Here is a 14,031-nt window from a genome sequence, read left to right on the forward strand (position 1 = left end):
GAATCCTCTTTCTTTCAGCCGTTCCCGGCCGGGAATGAAATCGCGGGTTTGGCTAACATGCTCAACCCATCTGTGACAAGCTGAACGTGTTTAGAGATCGTTTGGAAGCCGCGGTCGCGATGGGGGATCTCGGTGGTCGTCATCGCGACGATAGTCATCCTCATCTAGATCGATGGTCTGGGAGGAGCGGCGCGAAAAGCCTCCAGTGTAGCCGCCAGCTGCGTTGACGACGATAATTCGGCTCGACAAGAACCGCCAGACCGCCTCGCGAACCGGAGGAATGAACAAGAGGATGCCAAACGCGTCCGAAATGAAACCCGGCAGGATCAGCAGAATACCTGCAAGCATGATCATCACGGCGTGGACCATGTCACGGCCGGGCGAGACGCCGCTTCGCAGCGCGTCCTTCATTTTGTCCATGGCGCCGAGACCCTGAATGCGCAGCAACACTGCACCCAGCACCGTCGTCGCCAGAATGAGAGCAATCGTCGCCAGGACACCGATTTCACTGCCGACGACGACGAAGCCCGCAATCTCAGCGAGCGGCAATACGAGAAATAACAGCGGCAATAGGGGAAGCCTCAACGGTTCATCTTTCCGTGTTTAAGCCCGAAAGGGCGATCCTTGTGTAGATAGGGTGACGCCGCTTTAGTTTGAATGATGGTATGATGCGTTCTATATGCAAAAAACAAGCTGGCGATAGCGGAACGTCGTCGGACCCGGGATATTGGCGGACGTCATGGAATTTTTTGATTTCGGTACGATTTTCTTCATGATCGCGGCAATCGTGATCTTTTTTCAGCTGCGCAATGTTCTGGGGCGCAGGACCGGCCACGAACGCCCGCCATTTGATCCCTACACAAATGCTCGCAAGGATGCGCAGGCAGACGCGGCAGCGGGAGAAAACGTCGTTTCCCTTCCGCGCCGAAAGGGAAGCGAGAACCCGGCGAGCTATGCTACCATTGATGCAATTGCGGCACCCGGCACCGAACTGAACCGTGGCATGCGCGCGGTGCGCGATGCCGATGCCTCGTTCGAGCCGAACACTTTCGTCGACGGCGCGAAGATGGCCTACGAAATGATCGTCATGGCCTATGCCGACGGTGACCGGAAGACGCTGAAAAATCTTCTGTCGCGTGAAGTCTACGAAGGCTTCGTGGCTGCGATTGCTGACCGTGAGGGCCGCGACGAGAAAATCGAATCCTCCTTCGTGGGCATCAATCGCGCTGAAATCACCAACGCCGAGCTCAAGGGCACCGAAGCACACATCACGCTGCGCATTGTCAGCGAGCTGATCTCGGCGACACGCAATGCGTCCGGCGAAGTGATCGATGGCGATCCGGAGACGGTTGCCGAGGTCAAGGATGTATGGACTTTCGCGCGTGATACCCGTGCCAAGGATCCGAACTGGAAGCTGGTCGCCACCGAAGCCGACGACTGATCGCTCGGCGTTTCCCGGCCATGAGCGCGACCCTGACACCCGCCAGCTTTGCCGATCTGGCGGGTTGGGAAGACGATTTACACGACGAGGCTTTTCAGGCGTTCCAGCGCTCGGCCATCTACGGATTGCAGCAGAGCTACAAGACGGGCGCGCTGGGCATTGCCTTTGACAGCTTTCTGCCTGCCTACCGTGCTGCAGCCGCTGTCACCGAAAAACTCCCACCGACAGAAGCGCGCCAGTTCTTCGAGCGTTTCTTTGCGCCTTTTCATGTACGCCCGCTGGATGGCGAAAGCGGCTTCGTCACCAGCTATTACGAACCCGAAATAGAGGCTTCTGCGGTCCGGACCGAACGGTTCACCGTGCCGCTCCTTTCCGTTCCCGATGATCTGGTGAAAATTGATGGCACCAATCGTCCTGACGGGATGGATCCGTATCTCGCTTTTGGTCGCAGAACCGAAAACGGTGTTGTCGAATATCATGATCGCGCGGCGATAGAGGGCGGGATTTTGGGAGACAAGGCGAAGGCGATCGCCTTCGTGTCAGATCCGGTTGATGCCTTCTTCATCCATGTCCAGGGCTCGGCCCGTCTGGTCATGCCGGATGGGACGGTGCGCCGCATCACATACGCGGCAAAATCAGGTCAGCGCTTCACCGGCCCCGGAAAGATGCTTATCGAGCTTGGCGAACTTCCCGCTGACGAAGTGACGATGCAGTCCATTCGGGCATGGCTGGCCGATAATCCTCACCGTGTTGGCGAGATCCTGCATCGCAACCGCTCCTATATTTTCTTTCGTGAAGCCGAAGTTGCCGATCGAAATCTGGGCCCCATCGCAGCGGCGAAGGTTCCGCTGATGCGCGGTCGCTCTCTGGCTGTTGATCGCCTTTTGCACACGTTCGGAACGCCATTTTTCATTCAAGCGCCTTCCTTGACGGCTTTTAACAATGCGCCGTTCCAGCGTTTGATGATTGCACAAGACACCGGCTCGGCAATAATCGGCCCTGCACGCGGCGATCTTTTTGCCGGTTCGGGGGATCCGGCAGGAGAGATTGCCGGGGTCGTCCGCCACCAGGCAGATTTCTACGCGCTGGTGCCACGCTCGGCGGAGGTGGCGGTTTGAACAAGAAATATCTTTCGGTCGAGGATCGGATCCTGTGGGGCAGGGTTGCCCGTTCTACCCGCCCCATGCCGGGAAAGTCCGTCGATGCGATCGCGCGCGAGCTGGAGGATTTTGCGGCTCTGCTTGATCCAGCACCGGTCCAGGAGACGCCGCGCACCAAGCCGGACAGCACCGCTCATACGATTGATCCGACACCGTCGAAGCGTGCAGTGTCGCCGCCAAAGGCCATCGATTCTCCCACGCGCCAGAAGATTGCCAAGGGGCGTCTGCCCATCGAAGGTAAGGTTGACCTTCATGGCCTGACGCAAAGCGAAGCCCACTCGCTGCTTCTGTCCTTCCTTCGGCGTGCATTTGGCGATGGGCGGCGTTACGTCCTCGTCGTCACCGGAAAGGGATCTCCCTCGCGCGGAACCGGCGTTTTGCGCCAGGCCGTTCCGGGCTGGCTTTCAACACCTCCTTTCCGTACCCTCGTGAGCGGGCATGAGCAGGCCGCGCGCCATCATGGCGGGGAGGGCGCGCTCTATATTCGTTTGCGCAAGCAGGTAGCTCCGTGACTCCCTTCGGGCTGAAAATGCGGGAAATGCGGGCGGTAAAAGGTGTCTCGCAAAAGGAAATGGCAGAAGCGCTGGGGGTGAGCGCTGCTTACCTTTCCGCGCTGGAACACGGCAAGCGCGGCGTGCCGAACTGGGCACTCGTGCAGAAGATCGTCGGCTATTTCAATGTCATCTGGGACGAGGCGGAAGAACTCCAGAATATCGCAGCTTCGTCGCATCCGCGGGTGGTTGTCGACACGACGGGCTTGTCGCCGAAGGCGACCGCCTTTGCCAATCGGCTTGCAGGTGAAATTGCGCGCCTTGATGGCGCTACTCTGGACGAATTGATGGCTGTGCTCGACAGCCGCTCAGCCTGATGACTGGGCTCAAAAGAGCTTTTTCAACTCATCAAGACGGTCATTGACCAGCCAGCCATAGTAGTTTTCCTGAGGAAAGCGTGGTGAACGGCCATCCGCCCGACGCTTCTGGTTCTCGGCTTTCAGCGCGCGCGCGCGCTGTTCCGGTTTGCCGAGATTGTATAGCGTTGCGGTAAGGCCGGGGTTCTTGGAAATGTCGAAGCCGGCAATATCACGATACGCATCGATCGATTTTTTCAGGGTCGCGCCAACATAGGCGAGCGTAAGGTCCGGATCCATGATTGTCCGGTAAACCTGTTGCGCGTTGTTGTGGTCAAGCTTCGGCAGCTTTGACACCTTCGTGACGAGGTCGCTCATCTGGAGTGCAGTCAGCGGATTGAGCTGGCCGATCCCGAAGGTCTGTCCTGCATAGAAGGGCTGAAAGAACACTGCGCTGAAACGGTCGTTCGGAAACGATTCTCCATCGACCTTCTTGCCGCGGAAAGAGCGATCCCAAACCGTCTCGCGGCATGTCCACTGCTCATAGCTGCCGCTCAAGCCGTCACATGAAGCAAATTCCGGACGCTTGATGAAGTCTGACACAGACTCACCATTATAGGCGAACTTGAAGCTCGTCTGAAAATAAGAGACCGCTTTCACATAATAGGTCTGCAGCCGGTCGTAGGCATCAACGTTGTACGTGTGTTCTCCGACAATGGCGCCAACCATATGCAGCGGGTCTATCCCATATTGCGCCGAGACTGACTTTATCTTGTTCCGCAGCCCGGCATCATTTTGCAGCAGCGCATATACTTTGCGGTACTTGGCTTCATACGTCGAATGAGATGCGCGGGTGCGGTTGGCGGAGGCGCTCGGAACAGGCGGCTGTTTCTCAACCCGGTTTCCAGGAGGCACCAGGGTCGCAGCATGGGCGATTGCCGGGAGTACGAACAGGCACAGACAGGCGAAAGACCGGATTGCAAAGTTCATGAAAGGCCCAAAACCGGGTCAGGGGACGACTTTGGCGGCAAGCTATCGCCTGGCCGGCTGAATTTCGAGTGCCCCACGTTCAATCATACGTCAAGTCGTGGCAGCGCAAACTGGGCGCATTTGTCGGCAGCGCGCCATTTTTCCCACGGCGCGCTGCTCTTTCAATCCTGGATCAGAGGATAAATCTGGAAAGATCGGTGTTGCGGGCAAGATCTCCAACGAACTTGTCGACATAGGCCGCGTCGATGACGATCTCCGCGCCTGACTGATCTGGCGCGGTGAAGGAAATTTCATCCAGCACCCGCTCCATCACCGTCTGCAGCCGACGTGCACCAATGTTCTCGACACTGGCGTTAAGGTCGACCGCAATCGCGGCAAGCCGGTCAATGGCGTCATCGGTGAAGCTCAGCTTCACGCCTTCGGTCCCGAGAAGCGCAATATACTGCTTGATGAGGCTGGCCTCGGTTTCGGTGAGGATGCGACGGAAGTCGTCCTTCTCCAGTGCGCGCAGCTCGACGCGGATCGGCAATCGGCCCTGCAACTCGGGCAGAAGGTCGGATGGCTTGGCCACGTGGAATGCGCCGGAGGCGATAAACAGGATATGGTCGGTCTTCACCGGCCCGTATTTGGTCGCAACCGTAGTGCCTTCCACGAGAGGCAGCAGGTCACGCTGGACGCCTTCGCGGGACGGGCCGCCGGAAATGTCAGAGCGCACTGCAACTTTGTCGATCTCGTCCAGGAAGACGATGCCATCGTTTTCGGTCGAGGAAATGGCGCGGCGCACCACCTCTTCCTGATCGAGCAACTTGTCGGACTCGTCATTGATGAGAAGTGCGTAGGAATCCTTGACGGTGGTCTTGCGCATCTTGGTGCGCTGGCCGCCCATCGCCTTCTGGATCATGTCGTTGATGTTGAGGACACCGATATTGGCGCCGGGCATACCGGGAATATCGAAACTGGGCATACCGCCATTGCCGGTGTCCGCCACCTCGATCTCGATCTCCTTGTCATCGAGCTCGTTCTCTCGCAGCTTTTTGCGGAAAGAGTCGCGCGTTGCGGGGCTCGCATTCTTGCCAACCAAAGCTTCAAGGACCCGCTCCTCGGCTGCAAGATGGGCGCGCGCCTTGACGTCCTCGCGCATTTTCTCGCGCGTCAGGCCGATCGCGGCTTCAACGAGATCGCGAATGATCTGCTCGACGTCACGGCCAACATAGCCAACCTCGGTGAATTTGGTGGCTTCAACCTTGATGAAGGGCGCGCCTGCAAGCCTGGCAAGGCGGCGGGAAATCTCGGTCTTGCCCACGCCGGTCGGCCCGATCATCAAAATATTCTTTGGCATCACCTCTTCGCGCATCTGGCCATCGAGCTGCTGCCGGCGCCAGCGGTTGCGCAGGGCGATTGCCACCGCGCGCTTCGCCTCTTTCTGGCCGATAATGTAGCGGTCGAGTTCGGAAACGATCTCTCGAGGAGAAAAATTGCTCATCACTATAACCCACTTTGCCACTGCTTGATGAACTCGAACGGATGCAGCAGCATGATCACGTTGAGTGTCAGATTGTCCCGGATGATGTAGCCGGTGCCGATCTCGAAGAGGAGCGCGATGGCCACGATCACGAATATAGGTAGCCGCCAGGCCATCGCAAACCCCACCATCATCGCCACCGTGTCTGCCACGGAATTGACGATGGAATCTCCGAAATAGTCGAGCGAGATCGTCGATTCCCGGTAACGGTTGATGATGAAATCGCTGTTCTCGACGATCTCCCACGCGACCTCGATGCCAACCGCGCACGCAAGCCGCATCAGGATCGGAGCGCGCGGAAACAGGAACCAGGCGAGCGCGTAGAACAGAAAGCCGTGGATGATATGCGAGGGCGTGTACCAGTCGGAAAGGTGCTGGGAGTTTTCCGAACTCACCACCACGCCATGCCACAATTTGACGTAGCCACACTCACAGATCGGAACCCGCCCCATCAGGTAAAGGGTCACTGTCTGAGCGGCGATCAAGGCCAGAACGAGCACCAGTCCCAATTTCTGCCAGTTATCGGATCTGGACCGTTCAATGTGCGCTGTCATGGCGACCCTTCTTTGCCGATTCATGGTCAGCGGGATCAGTCCTGCAGTGAACCCCGCCTCATTGTGCATCAGCAGTACATCAGGACCGCTTTTCCCCACAAGCGAGGTGATCGGACGTGGGCAAGGATCAGCGTCGAAGCTTTCGCGCATTAGGGAAAACACTCTGCCTGGATCCCTTGGCAAACCGCCTCCGGGATCTTCCCCCGCCTGCGGGGGAAGTGTCGCGAAGCGACGAAGGGGGCGGCAAGGAACCACGCCACGAACACCAGCCGCAACTCCGGCGCTGCGATAATCTCTGAGCGATTTCCCTCCACAAGCCCCCTCCGGTCCTCTGGACCACCTCCCCCACCCGTGGGGGAGGATCAGCGGCGACGTCCGCGCATCATGGCAAACCGCCTCTCCGGGATCTTCCCCGCTTGCGGGGGAAGTGTCGCGAAGCGACGAAGGGGGCTGCGCCCGACCACTCCCGAAGATGAGGCTCGTTCAGGAGTGAGCAATCCGGCGTAAACGGAATTAATCGACTGCGCGGTCGCTATCCGGCATCCAGCGTTTCGATAATGAAGCTGCCATTGGTGTAAACGCAGATCTCTGCGGCGATCTCCATCGCCTTGTGGGCAATTTCTTCAGCCGATTTGTCTGTGTCCATCAGGGCTCGCGCGGCGGCCAGGGCGTAATTTCCGCCCGATCCGATCGCCATCACGCCGTGCTCCGGCTCTAGGACGTCACCATTACCCGTCAGCGCCAGCGTCACCGATTTGTCGGCAACCAGCATCATGGCCTCAAGGCGGCGCAGATAGCGGTCCGTGCGCCAATCCTTCGCAAGCTCCACCGCGGCGCGGGTAAGCTGGTCGGGATATTGCTCCAGCTTTGCCTCAAGCCGTTCCAGCAGTGTAAATGCATCGGCGGTCGCGCCCGCAAAACCGGCGATCACATTGCCCTTGCCGAGGCGGCGCACCTTGCGCGCATTGCCCTTCATGATGGTCTGGCCAAGGCTGACCTGACCGTCACCGGCGATGACGACCTTGTCACCTTTTCTTACGGTCACGATCGTCGTCGCGTGCATTGTCAGTTCGTTCGACATCTCTGCTCCGATCCTGTGCGCCGAAGCGCTCGAGGCTTATGTATGCGCCTCAAGCGTGAATGCAAACGCGCAAGTGTAGCTCACGCTTTCCATTAACCGGCCATGCTGGTAAGACGCAGGCGCTTTTCTTCGGTTTTGTAGGTGATAAATATGTCTGGGCGCACAGCAAGCGTTTCCCGCAGCACCAAGGAGACCCAGATCTCCGTGTCGGTGGATCTCGACGGCAAGGGCCTTAACGAGATCTCGACGGGCGTTGGCTTCTTCGACCATATGCTGAATCAGCTGTCGCGTCATTCTCTGATCGACATGAAGATCGACACCAAGGGCGATCTGCATATTGACGACCACCACACGGTCGAGGATACCGGCATCGCCATCGGCCAGGCAATCTCCAAGGCGCTGGGCGAGCGCCGCGGCATCTGCCGCTATGCCTCGATTGACCTTGCCATGGACGAGACGCTCACCAGCGCGGCGATCGATGTCTCGGGCCGGCCCTTCCTCGTCTGGCATGTGGAATTTTCCGCACCCAAGATCGGCACGTTCGATACCGAGCTGGTGCGTGAATTCTTCCAGGCGCTGGCGCAAAATGCGGGTATCACCCTGCACGTTCGCAACCAGTATGGCGTGAACAACCACCACATTGCGGAGACCTGCTTCAAGGCAGTGGCCCGCGCATTGCGGGCAGCAATCGAAGCAGATCCGCGTCAGGAAGGAGCGATCCCTTCGACCAAGGGAACGCTCAACGGGTAGGAGCCGCGATGGCCAGCTATGTAGTGATGGAACCGCCAGTGCGCGATGGCGCGGAGAAGGCCATCCTCATACGGGACGGCTTCCACTTTCTGGCATTTGTCTTCCCCGTCTTCTGGCTGCTGTTCCACCGGCTGTGGCTTGAGGCGCTGGGTGTTTTGGCAGCAGCCCTCGCACTGGGCGCTGCCAGCTCCTATCTGGGCTACGATCCGCTGGCGATCATTGCCTCTTTGGCATTGGGCATCTTCATCGGGCTTGAAGGGGCGGCGTTGAAAACGCATGCGCTTTCCCGCCGTGGCTGGCGTCATTGGGGCGTCGTCGAGGCAGAAACGCGCGATGATGCCGAAATTCGCTATCTTGCCTCGAATGAAGTTGTGGCGCAGGTCGAACCGGTTCTGGCATCGGCGGCGGTCAAACCCGTAAGAGGGTCTCCAGCGGGTGCTGTCCCGGCACTTGGAATGCTGGGCTATCCCGGAAGAGGCTGATAATGCGCGTTGCACTTATAGATTACGGATCGGGCAACCTCCGTTCCGCGCTCAACGCCTTTCAGCGTGCTTCACGTGAATCAGGCATCGCCGCCGACATCGAACTCACCGGGCATGCCGAGCGTGTGCTCAGCGCGGACCGGATCGTGCTTCCCGGAGTGGGTGCCTATGCAGATTGCCGCGCAGGCCTCGACGCTGTGCCTGGCATGGTTGAAGCGCTGCGTGAAGTGGTCGAAATCAAGGCCCGACCCTTCTTCGGTATCTGCGTCGGCATGCAGTTGATGTCCTCGCGCGGGCTTGAGAAGACCGTGACCGAGGGTCTTGGCTGGATTGAGGGGGACGTTAGGGCGATGGTTCCCACGGATCCATCGCTGAAGATCCCGCAGATCGGCTGGAACACGATTCACGTGAAACAGGATCATCCTCTCTTTGCCGGAATAAGAACCGGCGATGATGGCCTGCACGCCTATTTCGTCCATTCCTATCATCTAGATGCGAAGCGACAGGACGACGTGATTTCGACCACCAATTACGGTGGCCAGGTCACGGCTGCTGTCGCTCGCGAGAACATGGCTGGAACGCAGTTCCATCCAGAAAAAAGTCAGGCACTCGGCCTGGCTCTCATTGCCAATTTCCTGAGGTGGAAGCCGTGATCCTTTTCCCCGCCATTGATCTTAAGGAAGGTCGTTGCGTACGCCTGAAACTCGGCGAGATGTCGAGTGCGACTGTCTACAACGAAGACCCGGGCGCGCAGGCTGCAGCGTTTGAAGCTCAGGGCTTCGAATGGCTGCATGTTGTTGATCTCGACGGCGCTTTTGCCGGTGAAAGCCGCAATGGCGACGCCGTGGAAGCCATTTTGAAGTCCACCAAAAACCCGGTGCAGCTGGGCGGTGGCATCCGCAATATGGGGCACATCGAGGCCTGGCTCGACAAGGGGCTTGCCCGCGTCATCCTCGGCACCATTGCCGTGCGCGATCCGCAGCTGGTTATCGAGGCCTGCAAGGCATTTCCCGGTAAGGTCGCGGTGGGCATCGATGCGCGCGGCGGCAAGGTTGCGGTTGAAGGCTGGGCGGAAGAATCCGAACTTGGCGCGATCGAGCTTGCGAAAAAGTTCGAAGGAGCTGGCGTTGCAGCGATCATCTACACCGATATCGACCGCGATGGCGTCCTTGCCGGCATCAATTGGGATTCAACCATCGAGATGGCCCGTGCAGTCAGCATCCCGGTGATTGCATCAGGCGGTCTTGCCTCCATGGCCGACATTGAACGTATGATAAAGCCTGACGCAGCCATTCTTGAGGGTGCAATTTCCGGACGAGCGCTTTATGACGGCCGCATCGATCCGGCAGAAGCGCTCGCAGTCCTGCGCAAGGGAGCACAAGCATGACCCTCAAGGCCCGCATCATCCCCTGTCTGGACGTCAAGGACGGCCGGGTCGTCAAGGGCGTCAACTTCGTCGATCTGATTGATGCAGGTGATCCGGTCGAGGCCGCGCGCGCCTATGATGCAGCAGGGGCCGATGAACTGTGCTTCCTCGACATCACCGCGTCGTCCGATAATCGGGAGACGATTGTCGATATCGTTGCCCGCACGGCCGAGCATTGCTTCATGCCGCTGACCGTCGGTGGTGGCGTTCGCCAGGTCGCCGATATCCGCAAGCTTCTGCTTGCGGGGGCTGACAAGGTTTCGATCAACACCGCCGCTGTCAACAATCCCGACTTCGTTTCTGAAGCAGCCGACAAGTTCGGCAATCAGTGCATCGTCGTTGCTATCGACGCCAAGAAGGTCTCGGGTGAGGGCGAACAGGATCGCTGGGAGATCTTCACCCATGGCGGACGCAACGCGACGGGTCTCGATGCGGTGGAATTTGCGGTCGACATGGTTAAGCGTGGCGCTGGCGAGATCTTGCTGACCTCGATGGACCGTGACGGCACCAAGGCAGGTTACGACATCCCGCTGACGCGCGCGGTCGCGGATGCTGTCTCCGTGCCTGTCATTGCCTCAGGTGGCGTTGGAAATCTCGATCATCTCGTCGAGGGCGTCCGCGACGGTCATGCTGCCGCCGTTCTGGCTGCTTCCATTTTCCACTTTGGCACCTACACCATTGCGCAGGCCAAGGAGCACATGGCAAAAGCTGGTCTTGCCATGCGGCTCGACCCCACGGCCTGAGGAGAAGCCATGTCCGAGTTTACGCTCTCCGAGCTTGAACGGATCGTCGCTGAGCGCGGCCGTTCGGGTGATGCCAATTCATGGACGGCCAAGCTTTTCGCCAAGGGTGTCGACAAGGCAGCCCAGAAGCTCGGCGAAGAGGCGGTGGAGACAGTCATCGCTGCGGTGCGCGGCGATCGGGCTGGTGTCGTCAGTGAATCCGCCGATCTTCTTTATCATCTGATGGTTACGCTCGCTCTTGCCGATGTCCCTCTGGACGAGGTGATGGGCGAGTTGCAAAGGCGGACTGGCCAGTCCGGCATTGCTGAAAAAGCCGCACGTAGCGCTGACTAGCCGAGAGGCCCCATGTCGATCGCCCTGGACCATCTCGTCGCCAGCGAGAAATATTCACCCTATCGCTTGTTCACGGCAGAGCGATGGGCGGAATTTCGCGCTGACACTCCGCTAACTTTGAGTGAAGACGAAGTCCGGCGGCTGCGTTCGCTGAACGACCCGATCGATCTGGACGAGGTGCGGCGGATCTACCTGTCCGTGTCTCGTCTGCTTTACGCGCATGTCGAGGCAACGCTTCAGCTTTACCGCCAGCGACAGGTCTTCTTCGGTGCAAATGGCTCAGTGAAGACGCCCTTCATCATCGGCATCGCCGGATCGGTCGCGGTCGGCAAGTCGACAACGGCCCGTGTTCTGAAGGAGCTTTTGCAGCGCTGGCCATCCAGCCCAAAGGTGGATCTCGTCACGACAGACGGCTTCCTCTTGCCCAACGATGTGCTGCGTCGCGAGAACCTGATGGAGCGCAAGGGCTTTCCGGAAAGCTACGATGTCGGCGCGCTTTTGCGTTTCCTGTCCGCCATCAAGTCAGGTGAGCGGGATGTGAAGGCACCCATCTACTCGCACCTGACCTACGACGTTCTGCCAGGCGAATATGTCACCATCGACCGCCCGGATATCCTCGTGTTCGAAGGCATTAACGTGCTTCAGACACGCGAACTTCCCAAGGACGGCAAGTTCGTTCCATTTATCTCGGATTTCTTCGATTTCTCGATCTATATCGATGCGCCCGAGGATCTCATCCATCAATGGTACATCGACCGTTTCATGCGCCTGCGTGAAACCGCGTTCCAGAACCCCGAATCCTTCTTCCATCGCTATTCGCAACTGTCGCAGGATGCGGCGCTGGCGATTGCCGAAAGCCTTTGGGCAAACATCAATCTGAAGAACCTGCGCGAGAACATTCTCCCGACGCGACCACGTGCAGATCTGGTGCTTCGAAAAGGCGCCGATCATCTGATCGAGGAAGTGGCACTGCGCAAGCTTTAGCTTGCGCCTTACGCCTTGGGTGGCGTCACTCGCCTCAGCGTCAGATTGATCCTGCCGCCGTTCTTGAGCAGCGTTGATGTCGTCGGGTAGATGCGGTCGACGCCGTGGAAAGCCAGACGGCCTTCATTGCCCAGGACGACAATGTCGCCGCTCCGGAGACGGAAGGAGACGGTGCGCCCGGAACGTGTGTTCTCGCCAACCCGGAACAGACAATCATCTCCGAGCGAGATCGAGACGACCGGTGCCGACAGATCCTCTTCGTCACGATCCTGATGAAGGCCCATCTTCGCGCCCACCTCATAAAAATTGACGAGGCACGCTTCGGGTTCGTGCGGGTACTGGGAGATTTCCTGCCACAAATCCAGCGGGGTCTGCGGGATCGTTGGCCATGGCTGATCGGTGAGTGGATGGTGAGGCTGATAGCGATAACCGCCAATCTTGTCGGTCACCCAGCCCAACGTTCCGCAATTGGTCATGCGCACGCTGAGCGGTTTTCCGGTGCGCGGCATGGTGGGGACGTAAAGCGGCGCCGCTTTGACGACTGCACGCACCTCTTCCAGCAATGCCTCCTGGGCCTTCCGGTCCAGATAGCCGGGTATGTGGCGCACGCCGCGTGGCAGAACCTGCACCATGATTGCGCCTCGAAATCATGCGCCCGGTCACACAGGTGAGGCGGGCGCAGTTTGATATCTAGTCGAGGGCCGGAATGCGCAGCACCTGGCCGGGATAGATCTTGTCCGGGTGCGACAGCATCGGCTTGTTCGCCTCGAAGATCACATCGTGCTTGGCACCCTTGCCCTTGCCATAGTGAGCTTCGGCGATCTTCCAGAGATTGTCGCCCTTCTTGACCGTGTAGAAGACAGGCTCCTTCTCGGCCTTGTCCGGCGCATCGTCTACCTCGACCGCAGTCTCGACCTCGGCGATGCCCAGCGTGTTGCCAACAGCAACGATGGCTTTTTCAAGCGTCGCCTGATCTGCGACCTTGCCCTTCAACACAGCCTTGTTGCCGACGATCTCGACTTTGACGTCATCGGTGCCGAGATTGTGGGATGCAAGTTCCTTCTCGATCGCTTCGACCTTGGGCTCTTCCTCATCGTCACCGAAACCGAGCTTTTTGCCGATTGATTTCGCGAAACTAAACAGACCCATTCCGCCTCTCCTTGCGTTGGTCGTTGAAAACTGTTCGCCCCATCACCTTTCTTGCACCGGAAGATGCAAATGGGAAGCGCCAATCAATCGTGCGAAACCTTGCCCCGCATCTTCTTGATGTTGGCCCGACCTGCCTTTTCTTTCAGGCGGCGTTCAATTGCGCCTTTCGACGGCTTGGTTTTCTTGCGCGGTTTGGGAGGTGGTTCGGCAGCCTTTGCAAGAAGTTCGAGCAGCCTGTCGCGTGCATCGGAACGGTTCTGCTCCTGGGTGCGGAAGCGTGAGGCCTCGATCACGATCACGCCTTCCTTGGTCGCGCGATATCCGGCGAACTTGATCGCCCGCTCGCGCACGCGTTCAGAAAGTCCGGGGGAGGAGGCAGCATCGAAGCGAAGCTGCACAGCGGTCGCAACCTTGTTGACGTTTTGACCGCCGGGACCGGACGAGCGGATGAAATTCTCGATCAGCTCGTCTTCGCCGATGACAGCTCCGGGACCGATCCTGATCATTTTCTCCATGAAGAACAAGGTCCTTGCGCCGCCTTTTCCGACCTACATAGGACGGTGCGGCGC

At 58.8% G+C, this 14,031-nt stretch carries 19 protein-coding genes; 11 read left to right on the plus strand and 8 right to left on the minus strand.

Going from position 1 to position 14,031, the window contains the following annotated elements; translation table 11 throughout:
- Window positions 1-90 precede the first annotated feature (90 nt).
- Window positions 91-585 (minus strand): FxsA family protein, encoded by a 495-nt coding sequence (locus IOD40_RS15940; protein ID WP_198477688.1) that lies wholly within the window; start codon window positions 583-585, stop codon window positions 91-93.
- A 154-nt stretch (window positions 586-739) separates the two neighbouring features.
- Here IOD40_RS15940 and IOD40_RS15945 point away from each other — a divergent pair, with 154 nt between their 5' ends.
- From IOD40_RS15945 to IOD40_RS15960, 4 genes are read left to right on the plus strand one after another with little or no spacing between them, the layout of a single operon-like run.
- A complete protein-coding gene (locus IOD40_RS15945) occupies window positions 740-1,441 on the plus strand; it encodes a Tim44/TimA family putative adaptor protein (RefSeq protein ID WP_198477689.1) in 702 nt (233 codons plus the stop codon).
- 20 nt (window positions 1,442-1,461) lie between these two features.
- Complete coding sequence (mltA, locus tag IOD40_RS15950) at window positions 1,462-2,559, plus strand: murein transglycosylase A (protein ID WP_198477690.1); 1,098 nt, start codon at window positions 1,462-1,464, stop codon at window positions 2,557-2,559.
- Entirely contained in the window at window positions 2,556-3,113 is a 558-nt protein-coding gene (locus IOD40_RS15955; RefSeq protein ID WP_233714021.1) for a Smr/MutS family protein, read from the plus strand. The genes mltA and IOD40_RS15955 overlap by 4 nt, the downstream gene beginning before the upstream one ends.
- Window positions 3,110-3,469, plus strand: coding sequence for a helix-turn-helix domain-containing protein (locus IOD40_RS15960; protein WP_198477691.1), 360 nt, complete (start codon window positions 3,110-3,112; stop codon window positions 3,467-3,469). The genes IOD40_RS15955 and IOD40_RS15960 overlap by 4 nt, the downstream gene beginning before the upstream one ends.
- Before the next feature lie 9 nt (window positions 3,470-3,478).
- Here IOD40_RS15960 and IOD40_RS15965 read toward each other — a convergent pair whose 3' ends face one another.
- From IOD40_RS15965 to hslV, 4 genes are all read right to left on the minus strand, one after another.
- Window positions 3,479-4,438, minus strand: a complete 960-nt coding sequence (locus IOD40_RS15965) for a DUF1402 family protein (RefSeq protein ID WP_198477692.1) — start codon at window positions 4,436-4,438, stop codon at window positions 3,479-3,481.
- Between the two features lie 172 nt (window positions 4,439-4,610).
- Window positions 4,611-5,921, minus strand: a complete 1,311-nt coding sequence (gene hslU / locus IOD40_RS15970; RefSeq protein ID WP_198477693.1) for an ATP-dependent protease ATPase subunit HslU — start codon at window positions 5,919-5,921, stop codon at window positions 4,611-4,613.
- Between the two features lie 2 nt (window positions 5,922-5,923).
- Window positions 5,924-6,514 carry a DUF2585 domain-containing protein gene (locus IOD40_RS15975; RefSeq protein ID WP_198477694.1) on the minus strand — a complete coding sequence of 197 codons (591 nt, stop codon included), beginning with the start codon at window positions 6,512-6,514 and terminating at the stop codon, window positions 5,924-5,926.
- Between the two features lie 532 nt (window positions 6,515-7,046).
- The gene (hslV, locus tag IOD40_RS15980; protein ID WP_198477695.1) at window positions 7,047-7,595 is read right to left on the minus strand and encodes an ATP-dependent protease subunit HslV; all 549 of its coding nucleotides are present in this window, start codon (window positions 7,593-7,595) and stop codon (window positions 7,047-7,049) included.
- Between the two features lie 150 nt (window positions 7,596-7,745).
- Here hslV and hisB point away from each other — a divergent pair, with 150 nt between their 5' ends.
- The 7 genes from hisB to coaA are packed head-to-tail and all read left to right on the plus strand — an operon-like array spanning window position 7,746 to window position 12,313.
- Complete coding sequence (hisB, locus tag IOD40_RS15985; protein WP_198477696.1) at window positions 7,746-8,345, plus strand: imidazoleglycerol-phosphate dehydratase HisB; 600 nt, start codon at window positions 7,746-7,748, stop codon at window positions 8,343-8,345.
- Window positions 8,346-8,353: 8 nt separating this feature from the next.
- Window positions 8,354-8,827 (plus strand): DUF2628 domain-containing protein, encoded by a 474-nt coding sequence (locus tag IOD40_RS15990; RefSeq protein ID WP_198477697.1) that lies wholly within the window; start codon window positions 8,354-8,356, stop codon window positions 8,825-8,827.
- A gap of 2 nt (window positions 8,828-8,829) precedes the next feature.
- Entirely contained in the window at window positions 8,830-9,480 is a 651-nt protein-coding gene (gene hisH, locus IOD40_RS15995) for an imidazole glycerol phosphate synthase subunit HisH (RefSeq protein WP_198477698.1), read from the plus strand.
- The gene (hisA, locus tag IOD40_RS16000; RefSeq protein WP_198477699.1) at window positions 9,477-10,214 is read left to right on the plus strand and encodes a 1-(5-phosphoribosyl)-5-[(5-phosphoribosylamino)methylideneamino]imidazole-4-carboxamide isomerase; all 738 of its coding nucleotides are present in this window, start codon (window positions 9,477-9,479) and stop codon (window positions 10,212-10,214) included. The genes hisH and hisA overlap by 4 nt, the downstream gene beginning before the upstream one ends.
- Window positions 10,211-10,996, plus strand: a complete 786-nt coding sequence (gene hisF, locus IOD40_RS16005) for an imidazole glycerol phosphate synthase subunit HisF (RefSeq protein ID WP_198477700.1) — start codon at window positions 10,211-10,213, stop codon at window positions 10,994-10,996. The genes hisA and hisF overlap by 4 nt, the downstream gene beginning before the upstream one ends.
- 9 nt (window positions 10,997-11,005) lie before the next feature.
- Window positions 11,006-11,329, plus strand: a complete 324-nt coding sequence (locus tag IOD40_RS16010) for a phosphoribosyl-ATP diphosphatase (RefSeq protein ID WP_198477701.1) — start codon at window positions 11,006-11,008, stop codon at window positions 11,327-11,329.
- Window positions 11,330-11,341: 12 nt separating this feature from the next.
- Entirely contained in the window at window positions 11,342-12,313 is a 972-nt protein-coding gene (gene coaA / locus IOD40_RS16015) for a type I pantothenate kinase (RefSeq protein ID WP_198477702.1), read from the plus strand.
- A gap of 8 nt (window positions 12,314-12,321) precedes the next feature.
- On the opposite strand, the gene IOD40_RS16020 is transcribed toward coaA, so the two are convergent.
- The 3 genes from IOD40_RS16020 to arfB form a co-directional block, all read right to left on the minus strand.
- Window positions 12,322-12,942 carry an alpha-ketoglutarate-dependent dioxygenase AlkB gene (locus tag IOD40_RS16020; RefSeq protein ID WP_198477724.1) on the minus strand — a complete coding sequence of 207 codons (621 nt, stop codon included), beginning with the start codon at window positions 12,940-12,942 and terminating at the stop codon, window positions 12,322-12,324.
- Window positions 12,943-13,003: 61 nt separating this feature from the next.
- Entirely contained in the window at window positions 13,004-13,462 is a 459-nt protein-coding gene (lysM, locus tag IOD40_RS16025; protein ID WP_198477703.1) for a peptidoglycan-binding protein LysM, read from the minus strand.
- Window positions 13,463-13,545: 83 nt separating this feature from the next.
- A complete protein-coding gene (gene arfB / locus IOD40_RS16030) occupies window positions 13,546-13,977 on the minus strand; it encodes an alternative ribosome rescue aminoacyl-tRNA hydrolase ArfB (protein WP_198477704.1) in 432 nt (143 codons plus the stop codon).
- Window positions 13,978-14,031 lie beyond the last annotated feature (54 nt).

The sequence above is a fragment of the Aquamicrobium zhengzhouense genome, assembly GCF_016124105.1.
GTDB classification, from domain to species: domain Bacteria; phylum Pseudomonadota; class Alphaproteobacteria; order Rhizobiales; family Rhizobiaceae; genus Aerobium; species Aerobium zhengzhouense.